The sequence below is a fragment of the Microbacterium sp. SL75 genome (genome assembly GCF_026625865.1).
GTDB lineage: Bacteria > Actinomycetota > Actinomycetes > Actinomycetales > Microbacteriaceae > Microbacterium.
The window spans coordinates 3,151,123-3,165,421 of sequence record NZ_CP113067.1 but is presented as its reverse complement, the minus strand read 5'-3'; the positions used below and the strand labels follow the sequence as shown (position 1 = coordinate 3,165,421).

Sequence of the window (14,299 nt, the reverse complement as noted above, 5' to 3'; positions counted from 1 at the left end):
GCGCTCCCGGTACTCGGCCTGGTCTTTCGTCTTCCACGCTCGGCACGCATCGCACCGACAACCCGCGCGATATCGCGGCCGAGTGCCGTGCTCGGGGGTCTTCGCCGCCACGGCGACCACCTCCGCTCTGCGCCCCGCTGACGCGTCGAGCCGAGGGCACGCATCGCAGCGCGACCCGAGGCCCGTTCGGCCGCGCACGGCCCCCTCCGCGCCCTACGCGCCCTACACCCTGAGCCGGATGAACCGGGGAGAGGGATTTATGGGCGGGGCGAGGGTCGGGAGCAGTGCCGGGGGGTGGAAAAAATCGGTCGAAACCCGGCGGGTGCCGGCGGCGGGGGCGCATGGCCGCACCCGCTCGCCGTCGGCACTCGTCAGGCTTCGATCAGTTCTCGTCTTTCACGGCTCGGTCACGACGACCAGCATTCGCCCAGCGTGACGAGCGGGTACCACGCGGCACCCGGGGTGTCCGGTCCCGCCTACCCGAGTTGCACCCATAGTGAGCAGGCCGCAGGTTCCACAGATCCCACGTGCCGCCATCCTTCGCAGGCTTCACGTGATCGAGCGAAGGGCCGAGCGAATGCCAGGGGCGCAGCCCATACCGGATCGGCCCCCGTGCCCCACGGCACAGCCAGCACTGCGGCGTGTCCACCTCGGGCACCACGATCGCCAACAGGCGTGCGTACTCCGAGGCGCTGAGCTTCTCGGCGTAGTGAGGCATGCCGCCGCCCCTCCTCGCGCATTGCAGGGCATCGGCCCCCACCCGCGGTTTTTGCAACTCACCGCGGTCAGACGAAACCCGCGGGAGACCCAATAGTCTGACCACCACACAATGAAGGGGGCCACAGTGGCAACATCAGACAGGGGACCGCGAAGGCACGACGTTGACATGCCCACACTGGGTAGTGTCCCGATCTATGCCGGGGCCAAGGTTGGGAAAGCCCTCGACGAGGTGACCGAAGAGATGGACTTCTACCACGGAGTGCGTCTTGCGGAGGTGATGGAGGCTGTCTACGAACAAGGTCGTGTAGACGGTCGAGCCCAGGTCGTCTCTGCGTTCCAGGACGCGAGCGATGAGATCACGTCCCGCAAGGATCTTCGCTACCGCAACCCGGGCAAGCCTCGCGCCAAGAAGAAGAAGCCATCAGCGTGACATGAAAGGAGCAGCGGGGCCGCGCGCGGTGCTCTTCGCCGCGGCCCCACTGTCTCACCCCCGGCGTACCGTTCGACGAATGGACCCACGACCAGGCGCGAGCCTCGGCACCGTCAACACTCACCACGAACTCGCCTACCTGCGGGCAGGCACTGACCCACCCTGGGAGCGCCCACACCACGACGGCACCGATATCACCGACACCCCCGAGATGTGGACGCCCTACCAGCGTGAACGCCGCCTAGCCTTCGAGGCCCGCGTCATCGACTACCGACAGCGCGGCCTGCTCTAACGATCGACCAGCCACACCTCGTAGCTGACACCCGCCTCGCCGCCGCAGTCCGCGCCATCGACGAGCAGGCCCGTCGCGTAAGCATCCGTCGGCACGTCGCCACGTCGCATGAGCTCGCCACCGTCCAGGTCGGGCGCGACGTCCAGGAACACGAGACTGTCGGGCGAGTGCTTCATGCCGTCCACCGTAGCTAGACCAGCGGGGCGAGGGCAGCACCCATGACACGGTTACCGCGCGTGTTCGGGTGCACGTGGTCCGAGAACAGCGCCACCTTGTAGGTCGCGTCGTCTCCCGTGCTCATCGCGCGCGACCAGTCGACGACCTGCACGCGCGGGTCAGTGAGCGCGCGAATCCACGCGTTCACGACCGCGCGCGTTGCGTTCATCGTCGCCACGGGCGAGTCACCGCCCACGGAGCCGCGCGGCAGGACGGTACCCACGATCACGCGTGCCGAGGTGCCGGCGAGAATGCCCTCGATCATGGCCTGCAGGTTGGCGATGATCGTTTCAGGTGCCACCCCTCGGCCAAGATCGTTCGCGCCACCGAAGACGACGGCCAGGCCCGGGGCATCCGCAATCACGGCGGGCAGACGCGCGAGCATCTGCGTCGTCGTCTCGCCGGGCACTCCACGGTTGACCACCGTCCAGCGGCGGTCGGCGTGGCCGTTGGCCGTGTCGAACCACGTCTGCGCGTTCGTGATGCTGTCGCCGAGGAGGGTCGACTTCCCCGCGGGGTCGAGCCGAGCCGCGAGCAGCGTCACGCCGACGATGCGCCCCGACGGGAAGTCACTACCTACGAACAGCGGCAGCGCCTCGCCGGTAGCGGCGTTGAAGGACGATGCGAACGACCCACCGCCGAGGTGGGAATTCTTGTAGGCGTTGTTGAGGCCGTGCTGGAATGAGGCCGTGGTCGAGTCGCACCACAGGGTCACGACGTAATCCCCCGGCGGCAACTCGATGAGATCCTGCATCGGAACACGGATGCCACTCTGCCCGTCGGGAGTGAACTCCGACAGTGCACGGATGCCCGTCGTCGCGACCTTCGCCAGACTGACGCTGGTCGGGTCAGCCGAGCGACCCACGGCGTAGACACCGATCTCGATGTTCCCGGTTCCCGCGGCCGTCAGGCTCGCCGCCTGGAAGACGGTCGGGGCATCGAGCCGGAACCGGTTTCCGGCCGAGTAGGTGGCGCTGAACCAGGCCGACGCAGCGGCGGATGCCAGGACTGCAGTCCCGGGCGGTACGACCACAGCGGATGACCCGAGGGCGCGTCGCGTGTTCTCCTGCCCGGATCGGACAAACGAGCCGGTCACGCCGACGAGCTTCTGCCGCGTGAGCGTCGACCCGTCGATGAGGCCGCCGACAGCTGCGTCCTGCAGCGCCACAGTCCCCGCTGCGAAGGCGCGGGCCTTCTCGGCGCTCGCCTTCGCGTCACCCTCGGAAGACTGCGCCGCGGCGGCCGATTTGCCGGCGTTGAACGCGGACGTCCCGGCCGCGTTCCGATCTGCCTGCACCTGCTCGACGAGCGCCTGCGAGATGGCCGTACCGTCGGCGCCCTTATCGCCACGCGGGGCCGCGTACACCGAGATATCGACGTCCGACTGCACCACGCGCGTCTTCTGCGACGGGCCGACCGGGATCGACGATCCGACGGCCGCGCCGACCGACCCGTGCAGGAACGTACGGCGACCGCCCTCGAGCGTGCCCGACAGCGTCACCACGTCACCCCACGCGGCATCCGCGGTCTGCTCGGGCGTGAACGTCATCGCGAGACGACCCTCGGCCGAGCGCGACGCATCCACGACGCCCACGTGCTCACCCAGACGCGCATCGAATACCCACGCCGACAGGTCGACCGGTGCCTGCGTCGTCACCGAACGCACGTACACCTCGCGGAACCACGTATCCCCCGGGTACAGGTGCACTCCGACGACGAGAGGCTCAACAGGCGACGACTCGAACAGTTGCGCGGACACGGCGCCCCCTCTCAGTAGTGCGCGGGACCGCGCAACACGGTGGCCGCGCGCTGAGCACGCTCCACCGACGACACCGCCACCTCGGGCGGGTCCGCCTGCTGCACGACCAGCGCCTCGACAGGCGGAATCATGCGAGGCGGGTCAGGGACGACCGCGAACGACACGACGTCGTCGAACTACCCCGTCACGACGACGCCGCCCTGTTCAGGTAAGACTCGAACTTCCCAGCCGTCTCGACGATGCTCTCGACCGAATCGTTCAGCACCCGAGTCTCGAGCGCCTTCGACAGCGCGAACGCGCGCACAGGATCGAGCTCAGCCATCAGACGACCTCGAGGTACTGCACGCGCTGCCCGTCGAACGACGACGCCGCGACGTTCGGCTCGAACACCTCGACCAGCGCCCGCGTCAGCGGCACCGTCACGAGCACCACGTCGAGCGACAGGCCTCGGAACTCGGTCGCCGACGTCAGCAGGTAGGTCGTCTCTGCATCCGGGAACGCGGCACCCGCCGCATCGCTCACCCGATCCCGGTCAACCCGCGGCAGGAACGGCCAGAACACACCGACCCGCAACCCGGGTTTGCGTTCCTTCGCGAACGTCGCCGGGCTCGCCTCGACCGGACGCGCGGCATCCGCCGATTCAGCTGCCACCCGGGCGGCCACCGCAGACGCGAGACGCGCGCGCCCCGCGTCTACCGGATCGAGAACCATCGGAGCGCTGAGCGTGCCAGCGTTCACCATCTGCACCGCACCGATCAGGATCGAAGCGATCACCGTCGCCACCTGCAGGATCAGAGACGACGTCGACTCGGACCACAGCGAGAACGTGAACCCGACGACACCGATCGCACCGCCGAGCGAGTAGATCACGCCACGGCCGGTCGTGTTCAGCCACGTGAACCGGTCGCCCGGGCGCAGCAGGATCAGACCGAGAGCGCCCTGCACGGCGAGCAGACCGGATGCCGACAAGTCGAGCAGCGCCGACGACTGCACGTCGGTCACCGCCCCGAGGATCACGAGCAGCGACGTCGCCGACGCGACCAGCGCCTGCAGCGCCTGCCGCCGCGCATCCGTGAACCAGCCCGCCAGGCGGGTCAGGAAAGCCTTCATACGTCCATCTCCTCTTCGTCTTCGTCGTCGTCACAGTCGGGCTCGACTGTCGCCCACAGGCGGTCGTCAACCGCCGCGAGCTCCTCGTACTTCACATGCAGACCGGCGACGCCCTCCTCGAGACGGGCCGACGTCGCCGCTAGCGTCTCGACGGCCGCCTCGGTCCGCCTCAGCGCGTCATTCATCGACGTGCCGTGATTCGGGTGCAGTTCGTGATGAACAGCCGCCATCGCCTCATCCGTGCGCTCGATGAACGCCGGCAACCCCTTGACGCTGTCCAGCACCTGCGCCGCCGTGATCACCCCGCGCGCGAACGCGACCACCCCCGACGGGATGCCCTTCAGCACCGGCCACACCTTCGCGATGAACAGCCACGCACCCCAGGCCGCCGCAGCTACCGCCGCGAGCGTCGCGACCAACTCACCGACGCTCAGCGCCGCAATCGCATCAACCACGTGGCCCCCTGACAGTCGTCGTGCGGGTCGACCGCCCGCGGACACCACACGCGAACGGCCGACCCTCTCACCACTCCCACCTCACAGGGAGACCAGCACCCGGCACCCACCGGGAAGAACTGCGCCCCGTGCCGCACGCCCGCGAAAGGATGGGCCGTGCATCCGAGCACGCGGCATCCGCCTGCGGCGCGATGCTCGACGACGTGCTCGACGCCGGCTACTTGTAGTGGCAGCGGCGGCGACTCGAGGCGAGCCCCCGACCCGGTCTATACACACGGCGACGGGAAGACTCAGGCGCAGGAACACCAAAGGCCCGAACCGCCAACCGGTCCGGGCCTTCGTGTCAACTCTTGCGCAAGCACAAGCTTAACAGGCCGCCGCGCCACACGGAGGGCGTTTCAGCCCCTCACGACAAAGTCGCAAGCGCACCCGCCACGCCGCCCCAGAGCCCAGCCCCGAGACAGACCACGATCGCGACGAGCAGCACCACGAACAGCACCCGCGCAGCGACCACCACCGGCCCCGCCGTCAGCTTCCGCACCGAGCCGATCGCAGACACCACCAACAGCGCCACCGCGGACGGCACCGCCACGGCCGCCGCCACCAGCAACACCACAAGCCATCCGGCCATCAGATCTCCCCCTCAGCTGTCATTCTCTCGTCTCGCCCGTCCGGTGACGAATCACTCGATCTGGGAGCGACCCGCCCGGACTCACCGAGCGCGCGCGTGACGGCCAGGCATTCGCGGTGCCATGCCAAATATGCGGCGTTCGATTCGGTCAGGCGGAAGGTGGTCGGAAAGCCGCACCCCGCGCACGGCTTCACAATGCGCCCCCGTTCGGGTGTTCTAACGGTGTGGCAGTCGATGCGCCGCACTTCACGCACCGATAGTCCGATCCGGGCACGTGTCCGCCGAGGCCAGTCGCGCAGTTGAAAGTGCGGGCTTGTGCCGCGAGCAGATCGTTCAGCGGGTGGTTAAGCATCTTGGATCCCGTTCGCGTGGTCGGCACCCTCGGCGCGACGGATCGGCACACCCCATGCGCTATCGAACGTCCAGCCGTTCGACGGCCGAGTCGGCACCGCACCGAGCAGGCGCGCCCGCTGATCTTCATCGAGCACGATCGCCCCGTCCTCGTCGACCGGCACGTCTTCGCCGAGGGTCGTCGAGAGCTCGGCAACCGCGTGCGCACGCATGCGGGTGTAGCTCTCCTCGGCCGCTGCCTGCCATGCGGCGAGGACGGGGATAGCGGGAATGGTCACGGTGACGCCTTTCGGATGGTTGGTGGATTGGTGCTCGAGCAGCTGCCAGAGCCCGGCGGGCTGCCCGTGGACAGTGCCGGGTGCGACGAACTTCTCGCCGCACCCGCACTCGTGCTCAGTGACGCTCACGCGGCGTCGGCCTCGGCGTACCGGCCGCCCTCGTCGCGGACGTTCTTCGCCGCGGCCATGCGCTCTTTCGTGGCGAGCAGCGCGGACTCTCGGTAAAGCGGCGTCTTTCGCCCGGCGACATACGGTGACGTCTCGGGGACGATCTCGCCAGCCTTCGCCCACCTCTGCAGCGTGCGAAGCGACCCGGCGACGGCCGCGGCCTGCTCTCCACCGAGCAGCCGGTCGCCGTGCTCCGCGATCGGAGACGCCGTCGACTCGTCGAAGACCCGTTCGGGCCGCAGAGCACGGGATGCCGTCACCGCCTCCTCGGCCGGCTGCTCCCGACGCTCCGCGCCCCACTTGTCGAGCGCATCCTGCACCGACCACGCAGCGCGCACGCCGTCGTCGTCGGCCGGGTGACGCTCGAGTAGCAGCGCATACAGCGAATGCACGTCGTCCTCGTCGGCGAGCCACGTGTCGAGATGAGCGAGGATGCCAGCCGCCGCGGCCTCCGCGTCGTCGAACGCCTCCGCGGCATCCGAGCGCGGCCACCCGCCACCGGGAGACCAGCGCCACAGCCCCTTCTGCACCGCCTCGGACGCGTCGATCAGGTCGGCGGCCACCGGGGCGGGCGCCTCGGGCGACGGCGAGCCGGTACGACGCGCGCGGTCCTCGTAGACGATCGCCGACGTCGGGTCGATGAGCGACCGCATCCGGCCGACCAGGTCGGGCACCTCCCGCAGCGCGAACCGGAACCGGCCCCGACACTTCGAGCACACGAGCGTGCCACCGACCGTCGGCTCGGCCGCGCACCCGTCGCACGGGAACGCGTACTCCCGGCCGTCGTAGACCATGCAGTCAGCGAAGTGCACGCCCTGCTGAGCGCACCCCAGAACACACCCCGTCATCGCTTCCCCCCTCTCCCCCTCGCGGCGTACGCCACGAGGAAATCGATCTGCCAGGGCAGCAGTTGCACCCCCAGCGACTCAGCGACGGCCACCCACTTGCGCTCCTCGCGGCGACGGCGACGCAGCGCCCGCGCGGCCCGGCGCTGCTCACGTGTGCGGCTCATCAGAACGGCACCTCATCGCCCGTCGGGACCGACCAGGCGCCCGAGTCGTCGACCGGGGCGTCATACGGTGCCGACGACGGCCGCGCGCTCGACCCATTGCGGGGCGCCGTGCGCGTCACCTGCGCCGTCGCATACCGCAGGGAAGGGCCGATCTCGTCGACCTCGAGCTCGATCGACGAACGGTTGTTGCCCTCGCGATCCTGGTAGGCGCGTTGCTTCAGCTGCCCGACGACGACGACCCGCGACCCCTTAGAGAGCGACCCGGCGATGTGCTCGGCGTGCTCTCGCCATGCCGAGCAACGCATGAACAGCGGCTCGCCGTCCTTCCACTCGTTCGACTGCCGGTCGAAGACCCGGGGCGTGCTCGCGACGGTGAAGTTCACCACCGGTAGCCCGTTCTGCGTGTGCCGCAGTTCCGGGTCCGCGGTCAGATTGCCGACGATCGTCAGCGTGGTCTCTCCGGTCATTTCGTCTTGCTCCTCATGTGTTTGGTCATCTCCGAGATCGCCTCGGCTTGCGTCCTCACCAGCAGCCGGGCGCGGTCCTGAAATGCCTTCGCCTGCTGGATGGTCTTGAAATCGAACCCGGCCCTCTGAAGCTCGAGCAGCGCCTGCTTCTCGGCGGTCTCGAGCTTCGACAGGGAGGTGTCGAGAACAGCGAGCCGGCCCCGGTCACCACGGCTCATCGCCTGGCCCATCTGCCTGCCCCTCCCACTCCACGAGTTGATCCGTGTAACGCTGCTGAGCGAGCCACCTGTCGTGCTGACGGCGTGCGGTGCCGCAGGGGCCGCAGTTCTCCCGGCGGCCGTTGGGATGGTCGACGCACCCGATCGGCGGGGCATCCAGCAACAGCGGACGCCGCGGCGGCGCGGCCCTCTCGGCCCGCTCCCGCCACGCGGCCCACTCGCCGTCTCGCTCGGCCTGCTCGGCCCGCACCCGCGCCTCCGCCCGCTCCCTTGCGCTCTCCCCCTCCAAAGCCGCGACATGTCGCGACGAGTCGTGACCGGGCGGCGGCGGGCAGTCTGACGGCGGCGCGGTCCGGGTATCCGCCTTCAGCGTGCGACGGAGACTGATCCACTCCGACCCGCGCGCCTGATAGATCGTGAGAAACCCGCTCTCCTCGAGCATCAACAGGTGATCGATAACCATCGGCACCGCCGCTTGCCCCGGGTAGATATCCGCCGCGATCAACTCCGGCACCAACTCCCGACGCCCCGTCAGATCCGTGTGTAGCCAGAGCCCTTGCGCCGTCGGCTTCGCCTCGTGCGGCGCCCTCATGTACCCCGGGAACCTCAGATCGTCTGTCGCGATCGTCCGCTGCCTCATTGACGCCTTGCTCATTACCCCTCGCGAATCCCTTGAAACACAGATCGACGGCCAGCTGCACGTAGTGCTCGGGCACGCTGAAACATTCGGTCCAGCCCCTCCCGAGGGGCATGATCGCCGCCGCCTCGAAGGCGAAATCGAACGCGTCGGGGAACCAGCGGCGGAGCTCACGCAACGCCTCCCGCTCCCACGTGGCATCCGTCCCTCGAGCGAGCACGAGCACGTGACCGCCGGTCGACGTCATCGCGTCGATGCGATCCCACTGCGACGTGCGCCCGACCTTCAGCACGGCACGCTCGGGCCAATAGATGACGTACGTCATCGCGAACCGAGGCATCACGCGACCTTCTCCCACAAGGTGCGAGCGACGCCGTGATTCACGACGGGCTCACCGCAGCTGCGGCATGTGCGCGGCGCGCGCGGTCGCGAAGGCATGTTCCAGCCCCCGCGCGCGGGACGCTCGGCGACGACACGGAAGTTCGCCGCGCGCAGCGAAGCTCCCGACTCGCCTTCCTGCGTGTACGTGATCAGGCGCTCCCACCCGAGCGCTCGCGCTGCTCGCCACGCCGCGCCGTACAGCATCGAGTTGACATGCGGCGTGCCGTCCGTCGCACTCCTGTTCACCTCGAGCGTGTATTTCTCGGCGGCGATCACCCGAGAGATTGGATTGCCGACAATGGCAACGCCCACGAGTACGCCGTCGCGAGCGACGCCTACCCCGAAGCGCGCGATGCGGGGGGCCGCATGGTGCCGGTGATGCATCTCTACGAATGCGCGTGCCTCGGCCAGCGTCACGGGAACGACGCGCAGACCACTCATCGCCGGCCCCCTCGGCCGCGCGCCGCGGGGGCGGGCGCGGGCACCGCCGGCAGCCCGAGCCGCACCCGGTAGGTCTTATGCACCTCGGTCACCTTCGAGCACAGCCCGGCCTGATCGAGACGCATCGTCGACTGACCGCACAGCTTGCACTTCGGGTAGTCGGCCTGCATCCGGTCGATGCGTGCCGACGTCGCCGCCCACTCCCGGCGCAGGTGCTCCGTACGGCGGCCGTCGATCTTCGACCCGGCGTCATCCCACCCACCGCGAGGCAGGGCCGCGACCTCGGGCGAGCAGCATCCCAGCTTGCACCCCTTAATCACGACGCCCACCGCTCCTCCTCCTGCCCTGCGACCCACTGCCGCTCGAACTCCGCATACGTCACCCGCGGGTGCCCCTCCCAGTGCTCGACGAGCTCCGGCGACGCGTACGCGTACGCCCGCACCGCCGGCCCCATGAACAGCGACACCGCGTCCACCCCGCGCCGACGTCCGCGCTCGTTCAGCAGGGCGCCGTTCGTCGCGACCTCCGCCCGGGTGTACGCCGAATGCAGCACCTCGTCGAACGCCTCCCGACACTCGCGCCACACGGCGAACGCCTCCGAGATCACGCTCACGCGGCACGCTCCACCACCTCGGGGACGGCGCGCAGCGCGGCCGGGGCGAGCAGCTCGTCGATGATCGCGCCCGCCATGAGAGGCGGGACCGCGTTCCCGATCTGCAGGAACTGCTTGCCGAGGCCGCCCGCGAAGTGGAAATCGTCGGGGTAGCTCTGCAGCTTCGCCGCCTCGTGTGCCTCGAGACGCAGCGAGCCAGGACGGTTCTGCCGGGAAACGCCACCCTTCACGAACTCCGACCGACCGGGGCCACCGAGGCGAGGATCGGCGACGACGGTCGTCGCAGGACGCCGGAACACCCAATCGGGGCGCGACGTGTAACGGGCGAGCTTCGCGATCGGCTCGGCCCCGCCGGTCTCGGTGCCACCCCCGGTGATGGTCGGACTCGGGCGAAGCGAGAGCCCCCAGCCGAGAGCCTCGGCCATCGTCACCCACGGCAGCACGCCCTCGTCGAGACGCTGCGGCTCGCGCTCGTAGTAGCGCGAGTGCGTCGGCGTTGGCGGGGCCGCGTCGATGCCGTCGGCGCGGGCGATGAGCACGGCGCGGCGGCGAGTCTGCGGCACCCCGTACTGCTCGGCCCGGATGATGCCTACCCACACCGAGTAGCCCATGCCGCGAAGCACCTCGGCGCACGCCTCCCACACCGGCAGCACCGGGGGCACCTGCTCCCACGTGATGAACATGGGGCGGTCGCGGTGCACGTGCGCGAGGGGCGTCAGCACCAGGGCGGTACGGTCGTCGGTCTCTGCGCCGAGCGCGCGCAGGCGGGCGGGCTGCTCGTAGGCGCGATCGTCGATCGCGCGCAGCACGTCGTCGAGCGCCGCGCGGCCCGCACCCTTCCCCGCCAGGCTGAACGACTGACACGGGGGCGACGCGATCTGCAGAGAGTGCGTGAAGACGACCGGGTCGTCAGACAGCAGACCGTCCCACACGTCGTGATAGATCGTCTCCATGCCCGCCGCGGCGCGCGACGCGCGAGCCTCGGGCATGATCTCGACGCCACCCTCACGGATGCCGCGAGCCTGCAGGGCCACACCCCAGCCGGTGCCTGCGAACAAATCGAGTGCCACCGTCATGCCGCCATCTCCTCTTCGTCGGGCTCGTCGGCAGGCGCATAGCCGCCGTCGTTGTCGAGCAGCACCCACCCGAACAGGGCGTGCAGCAGGGGCACGTCGACCGGGCGGCGGATGCCGATCCGGGGGACGCGGAAACCGAGGCGCGCGGGCACCTCGTTACGGGTGATCTCGCCGTGGCATCCGGCGACGCCGTCACCGCAGAGCAGGACACCGTTCGCCGCGAGGGCGAGGTACGCGCGGGGCTGCACCCGGCCCTTGCTCGCGCGCTTCACGCCGCCCTGCCCGCGGTCCTCGCGGTGATGCACCGACCAGCCACCGAGGCCCGGGCCGCGGCGGTCCCACACGAGCGGCTTCCCGCACTTCGCGCAGCAACCCCGATCGCGATCCCAGATCTTCTCCACGGTCGCGGGCTTGAACTCGGCCGGACCGGTCACGGGAGCACCGCCGCACCGTAAAGCATGGCGATGACGACGAGACCGAGCACCAGCACGCAGCTGAAGAACACGGCCGCGGTTACGTCGCGATACACGGCCGCCGCCCCCACGAATCCGGCCGCTCCGACGATCGCCACCAGGCAAGCGATGAACGCGCCGATCATCGGGCACCGCCGCGAGTCTCGGGCGCGACCAGTCGCGGGACGTTGGGCGCAGGCGGGCGCGGCACGGGTGCCGATATCGCGGCGGTCTCGATGCCACGGTCTCGGCGATGCACCTCGGCCGCTTCCCACGGGAGCGCGGCGACCGCCGCCTCGAGCTCGGCCGACGCGGCGTGCGAGATGCGCGGGGCGGGCTCCCCCTCGGCCGGCTCCGCGGCCACGGGCGCCGCGGGACGGGCGCGGGGCTTGCCAGGGTCGGGGCGGTCGCCGATCACGTCGGCGAATGCACGCCCGAGCGCGGCGCGCAGCACATACGACTCGAACCGCTCCGTCGGGTTGGCCTCCCAGATATCACGCCAGCGGCGGCCGTCATCAGTCAGCACGGTCTCGCCAGGCAGCGCCTCCACCCATGCCCGGTTCACGACGGTCACGACGCCATCGCGACGGACGGTCGCGCGGGCGCCGGCCGGGTGCTCGGCGCGCAGCCACAGGGTGACGGGCGGAGCATCCTCGCTCGCGAAGAACTCCACCGGATCGATCTCGAGGCGCGAGCCCGTCGACAGCGCGAGGCGCGTGTACTCGGCGAGGGTCTGCGAGACGTCGTCGACCGGGACCGGCGGCGCGGGGCGCTCGGCACCGCGCAGGCGGGATGCCCGGATCTCGGTCGGGATCTGAATGTCATCGATATTTGTCATGCCGTCAGCCCTCCCAGGCCTTCGTTGTGGTCGTAGACCGCCCAGTTCGGCGGGATCGCGATCTGCAGTTCCTGCGGGTAGCCGGGCCACACGCCCGACTCGATGCCGGCGGCGAAGCGGCGACGCGCCTCGGCGGCCCCGGCGTAGCCCATCTCGAGGTACTCGCGGCCGAGCACGTACGTCGCCGTCAGGTAGGGCGGTTCCTTCTCGACGACCACGAACACGAATTGGTCGACCTCCCCGCCAGCAGCGGCGAGAGTGTCGAGGTAGTGGCCGACCTGGACGTGATAGCCGAGCTCGGCGACGGTCTTCGAGAACTTCACGGGCGTTGCCAGGCCGTGCTTCGTCTTCAGGTCGACGGCGAACCGTCGGCCCGACCCGCTGCCGAGGTAGTCGAATCGGCACCGCTGCTCGATACCGGTCTCGGCGTCGCGGGAGAACACCGACAGTTCGGCGTCGCCCTCCTGCTCGAACATGACGCGGGCCATCACGTTTGCCAGCACCGCTTCCGCCATCGCGTCCACCTCGGCGATCTCGTGCGCCTTCAGCGGGATCGCGTTCGACGCGCGGGCCATCTCCACCCACCACTTCGCGGCGACGCTCGAGATGGCACGGTTCGGACCCGACAGCAGGCGGTCGGGGATCTCGACTACGTCCCACCCGGTGCCGAGCACCTTCGCGTGCACGGCCGAACCGACGTCGTACGCCTTCTTGTGCGGCGGCTTGTTCTCCATCCAGTGCGCGAAGCGGGCAGGCGCCTGCAGCAGCTGCCGGGCGCCGGTCGACGACAGTGCCGGGTGAGCGTGATAGGTCACCTCGTCGAGATCGGGCACGAACCCCTCGAGCGCGCTCACGCGTGACCCCCTCGGCCCGTGCGGTCGCGCCACCAGGCGACGGCCAGCCAGACGCAGAGCGCGCCCGCGATCGGCAGCCCCAGCTGCGGCGGGAAGTAGTCGGGATTCACAGCGCCTCCCCCCGCGCGCCGACGAGCGGCGGCCATGTCTTGCCGCAGATGCAGCGGTGATCATCGCCGTGACCGGCGGTCAGCTTGCACGGGTGCGTCAAGGTCGAGTGCGGGGCGTTCTCGCGCTGATCCGTGCACGTCGTCGGGCACCGGTCAGCCGGCCGCGGAACAGGCGTGCGGTCGCTGTAGGCGCGACCGGGCTCCGCGGTCATGCCGCCACCCCTGCCGCCCGGCGCAGGTCAACGAACTGCCCGGCGACACCGCTCGCGCGCAGCAGTTCCGCGTCGTCCGAGCCGTACGCCACAAGGCACGACGGCGCGCCCGCGTTTGCCCGCGCCTTCACGCCGTCGGCGGTGAGGAACGACACACGGCCGAGCATGAACAGGACCGCGGAGGCGCGGCCCCACACCTGCTCGTGAAACATCTTCGTTTCGGTGCGCGCGAAGATGAGCGCGACGCCGCGGCCGTGGTCGGCGAGCTTGCGCAGGAACGGCTCGGCGAGCTTGCCATAGGGCGGGTTGAGCCACACGCGGCCGTCCCACGGATCGCGCAGGCCGTCGTCGCCGTTCTCGAGCAGGTAGGTACGGTCGGCGAGCACGTGCCCGGGTGCGCCACAAGGGTCCAGGTCGAAGCGGCCGAGCGGGGCGACGAGCTCGGGCGGGGTGAGCCACCGCACTTCCCGCTGCTGTGAGCCCTTGTTCTGATTCTCGCCACCGAGCCACCCGTTCGATGCGGGGCGGGCGTCGGGGGCGGGCGTCTGATAGGTCTGAGTCGTGTCGTTCAAGGCGTA

General features: G+C 69.8%; 23 protein-coding genes. 2 read left to right on the top strand and 21 right to left on the bottom strand.

Translation table 11 applies throughout. From position 1 onward, the window contains the following. Positions 1-886 precede the first annotated feature (886 nt). The gene (locus OVA17_RS15110; protein WP_267787301.1) at positions 887-1,150 is read left to right on the top strand and encodes a hypothetical protein; all 264 of its coding nucleotides are present in this window, start codon (positions 887-889) and stop codon (positions 1,148-1,150) included. A gap of 79 nt (positions 1,151-1,229) precedes the next feature. After that, positions 1,230-1,442, top strand: a complete 213-nt coding sequence (locus OVA17_RS15105; protein WP_267787300.1) for a hypothetical protein — start codon at positions 1,230-1,232, stop codon at positions 1,440-1,442. Here the strand turns inward: OVA17_RS15105 and OVA17_RS15100 are convergent. From OVA17_RS15100 to OVA17_RS15000, 21 genes are all read right to left on the bottom strand, one after another. Continuing rightward, on the bottom strand, positions 1,439-1,618 hold the full coding sequence (locus OVA17_RS15100) for a hypothetical protein (protein WP_267787299.1): 180 nt from the start codon (positions 1,616-1,618) through the stop codon (positions 1,439-1,441). The genes OVA17_RS15105 and OVA17_RS15100 overlap by 4 nt on opposite strands. Positions 1,619-1,632: 14 nt before the next feature. Further along, positions 1,633-3,417, bottom strand: coding sequence for an SGNH/GDSL hydrolase family protein (locus tag OVA17_RS15095; RefSeq protein ID WP_267787298.1), 1,785 nt, complete (start codon positions 3,415-3,417; stop codon positions 1,633-1,635). A gap of 184 nt (positions 3,418-3,601) precedes the next feature. After that, on the bottom strand, positions 3,602-3,739 hold the full coding sequence (locus OVA17_RS15090; protein ID WP_267787297.1) for a hypothetical protein: 138 nt from the start codon (positions 3,737-3,739) through the stop codon (positions 3,602-3,604). Then, complete coding sequence (locus tag OVA17_RS15085; RefSeq protein ID WP_267787296.1) at positions 3,739-4,527, bottom strand: hypothetical protein; 789 nt, start codon at positions 4,525-4,527, stop codon at positions 3,739-3,741. Before OVA17_RS15085 ends, OVA17_RS15090 begins: the two co-directional genes overlap by 1 nt. After that, positions 4,524-4,946, bottom strand: coding sequence for a hypothetical protein (locus OVA17_RS15080; RefSeq protein ID WP_267787295.1), 423 nt, complete (start codon positions 4,944-4,946; stop codon positions 4,524-4,526). Before OVA17_RS15080 ends, OVA17_RS15085 begins: the two co-directional genes overlap by 4 nt. Positions 4,947-5,388: 442 nt before the next feature. After that, complete coding sequence (locus OVA17_RS15075) at positions 5,389-5,613, bottom strand: hypothetical protein (RefSeq protein ID WP_267787294.1); 225 nt, start codon at positions 5,611-5,613, stop codon at positions 5,389-5,391. Between the two features lie 344 nt (positions 5,614-5,957). After that, positions 5,958-6,371, bottom strand: coding sequence for a hypothetical protein (locus tag OVA17_RS15070; protein WP_267787293.1), 414 nt, complete (start codon positions 6,369-6,371; stop codon positions 5,958-5,960). Further along, on the bottom strand, positions 6,368-7,258 hold the full coding sequence (locus tag OVA17_RS15065; RefSeq protein ID WP_267787292.1) for a hypothetical protein: 891 nt from the start codon (positions 7,256-7,258) through the stop codon (positions 6,368-6,370). Before OVA17_RS15065 ends, OVA17_RS15070 begins: the two co-directional genes overlap by 4 nt. Further along, entirely contained in the window at positions 7,255-7,422 is a 168-nt protein-coding gene (locus OVA17_RS15060) for a hypothetical protein (protein WP_267787291.1), read from the bottom strand. Before OVA17_RS15060 ends, OVA17_RS15065 begins: the two co-directional genes overlap by 4 nt. Further along, on the bottom strand, positions 7,422-7,889 hold the full coding sequence (locus tag OVA17_RS15055) for a single-stranded DNA-binding protein (RefSeq protein WP_267787290.1): 468 nt from the start codon (positions 7,887-7,889) through the stop codon (positions 7,422-7,424). The genes OVA17_RS15060 and OVA17_RS15055 overlap by 1 nt, the downstream gene beginning before the upstream one ends. After that, on the bottom strand, positions 7,886-8,119 hold the full coding sequence (locus OVA17_RS15050; protein ID WP_267787289.1) for a hypothetical protein: 234 nt from the start codon (positions 8,117-8,119) through the stop codon (positions 7,886-7,888). Before OVA17_RS15050 ends, OVA17_RS15055 begins: the two co-directional genes overlap by 4 nt. Beyond that, a complete protein-coding gene (locus OVA17_RS15045) occupies positions 8,094-8,762 on the bottom strand; it encodes a hypothetical protein (protein WP_267787288.1) in 669 nt (222 codons plus the stop codon). The genes OVA17_RS15050 and OVA17_RS15045 overlap by 26 nt, the downstream gene beginning before the upstream one ends. A 321-nt stretch (positions 8,763-9,083) precedes the next feature. Next, the gene (locus tag OVA17_RS15040; RefSeq protein WP_267787287.1) at positions 9,084-9,542 is read right to left on the bottom strand and encodes an XF1762 family protein; all 459 of its coding nucleotides are present in this window, start codon (positions 9,540-9,542) and stop codon (positions 9,084-9,086) included. A gap of 20 nt (positions 9,543-9,562) precedes the next feature. Next, on the bottom strand, positions 9,563-9,895 hold the full coding sequence (locus tag OVA17_RS15035; protein ID WP_267787286.1) for a hypothetical protein: 333 nt from the start codon (positions 9,893-9,895) through the stop codon (positions 9,563-9,565). Then, on the bottom strand, positions 9,883-10,179 hold the full coding sequence (locus tag OVA17_RS15030; protein WP_267787285.1) for a hypothetical protein: 297 nt from the start codon (positions 10,177-10,179) through the stop codon (positions 9,883-9,885). Before OVA17_RS15030 ends, OVA17_RS15035 begins: the two co-directional genes overlap by 13 nt. Next, a complete protein-coding gene (locus OVA17_RS15025; protein ID WP_267787284.1) occupies positions 10,176-11,255 on the bottom strand; it encodes a DNA cytosine methyltransferase in 1,080 nt (359 codons plus the stop codon). The genes OVA17_RS15030 and OVA17_RS15025 overlap by 4 nt, the downstream gene beginning before the upstream one ends. Continuing rightward, positions 11,252-11,689, bottom strand: coding sequence for a hypothetical protein (locus OVA17_RS15020; protein WP_267787283.1), 438 nt, complete (start codon positions 11,687-11,689; stop codon positions 11,252-11,254). Before OVA17_RS15020 ends, OVA17_RS15025 begins: the two co-directional genes overlap by 4 nt. Then, a complete protein-coding gene (locus OVA17_RS15015; protein ID WP_267787282.1) occupies positions 11,686-11,853 on the bottom strand; it encodes a hypothetical protein in 168 nt (55 codons plus the stop codon). Before OVA17_RS15015 ends, OVA17_RS15020 begins: the two co-directional genes overlap by 4 nt. Further along, positions 11,850-12,545, bottom strand: coding sequence for a hypothetical protein (locus OVA17_RS15010; protein WP_267787281.1), 696 nt, complete (start codon positions 12,543-12,545; stop codon positions 11,850-11,852). The genes OVA17_RS15015 and OVA17_RS15010 overlap by 4 nt, the downstream gene beginning before the upstream one ends. Continuing rightward, positions 12,542-13,399, bottom strand: a complete 858-nt coding sequence (locus OVA17_RS15005) for a PD-(D/E)XK nuclease-like domain-containing protein (RefSeq protein ID WP_267787280.1) — start codon at positions 13,397-13,399, stop codon at positions 12,542-12,544. Before OVA17_RS15005 ends, OVA17_RS15010 begins: the two co-directional genes overlap by 4 nt. 318 nt (positions 13,400-13,717) lie before the next feature. After that, positions 13,718-14,293 carry a DNA N-6-adenine-methyltransferase gene (locus tag OVA17_RS15000; RefSeq protein ID WP_267787279.1) on the bottom strand — a complete coding sequence of 192 codons (576 nt, stop codon included), beginning with the start codon at positions 14,291-14,293 and terminating at the stop codon, positions 13,718-13,720. Positions 14,294-14,299: the final 6 nt, after the last annotated feature.

Excerpts from the sequence above, each read along its gene's own strand:
- OVA17_RS15110 (WP_267787301.1), top strand. The coding sequence starts at position 887 with ATGCCCACACTGGGTAGTGTCCCGATCTATGCCGGGGCCAAGGTTGGG.
- OVA17_RS15105 (WP_267787300.1), top strand. The coding sequence starts at position 1,230 with ATGGACCCACGACCAGGCGCGAGCCTCGGCACCGTCAACACTCACCAC.
- OVA17_RS15100 (WP_267787299.1), bottom strand. The coding sequence starts at position 1,618 with ATGAAGCACTCGCCCGACAGTCTCGTGTTCCTGGACGTCGCGCCCGAC.
- OVA17_RS15090 (WP_267787297.1), bottom strand. The coding sequence starts at position 3,739 with ATGGCTGAGCTCGATCCTGTGCGCGCGTTCGCGCTGTCGAAGGCGCTC.
- OVA17_RS15085 (WP_267787296.1), bottom strand. The coding sequence starts at position 4,527 with ATGAAGGCTTTCCTGACCCGCCTGGCGGGCTGGTTCACGGATGCGCGG.
- OVA17_RS15075 (WP_267787294.1), bottom strand. The coding sequence starts at position 5,613 with ATGGCCGGATGGCTTGTGGTGTTGCTGGTGGCGGCGGCCGTGGCGGTG.
- OVA17_RS15065 (WP_267787292.1), bottom strand. The coding sequence starts at position 7,258 with ATGACGGGGTGTGTTCTGGGGTGCGCTCAGCAGGGCGTGCACTTCGCT.
- OVA17_RS15060 (WP_267787291.1), bottom strand. The coding sequence starts at position 7,422 with ATGAGCCGCACACGTGAGCAGCGCCGGGCCGCGCGGGCGCTGCGTCGC.
- OVA17_RS15055 (WP_267787290.1), bottom strand. The coding sequence starts at position 7,889 with ATGACCGGAGAGACCACGCTGACGATCGTCGGCAATCTGACCGCGGAC.
- OVA17_RS15050 (WP_267787289.1), bottom strand. The coding sequence starts at position 8,119 with ATGGGCCAGGCGATGAGCCGTGGTGACCGGGGCCGGCTCGCTGTTCTC.
- OVA17_RS15045 (WP_267787288.1), bottom strand. The coding sequence starts at position 8,762 with ATGAGCAAGGCGTCAATGAGGCAGCGGACGATCGCGACAGACGATCTG.
- OVA17_RS15025 (WP_267787284.1), bottom strand. The coding sequence starts at position 11,255 with ATGACGGTGGCACTCGATTTGTTCGCAGGCACCGGCTGGGGTGTGGCC.
- OVA17_RS15015 (WP_267787282.1), bottom strand. The coding sequence starts at position 11,853 with ATGATCGGCGCGTTCATCGCTTGCCTGGTGGCGATCGTCGGAGCGGCC.
- OVA17_RS15010 (WP_267787281.1), bottom strand. The coding sequence starts at position 12,545 with ATGACAAATATCGATGACATTCAGATCCCGACCGAGATCCGGGCATCC.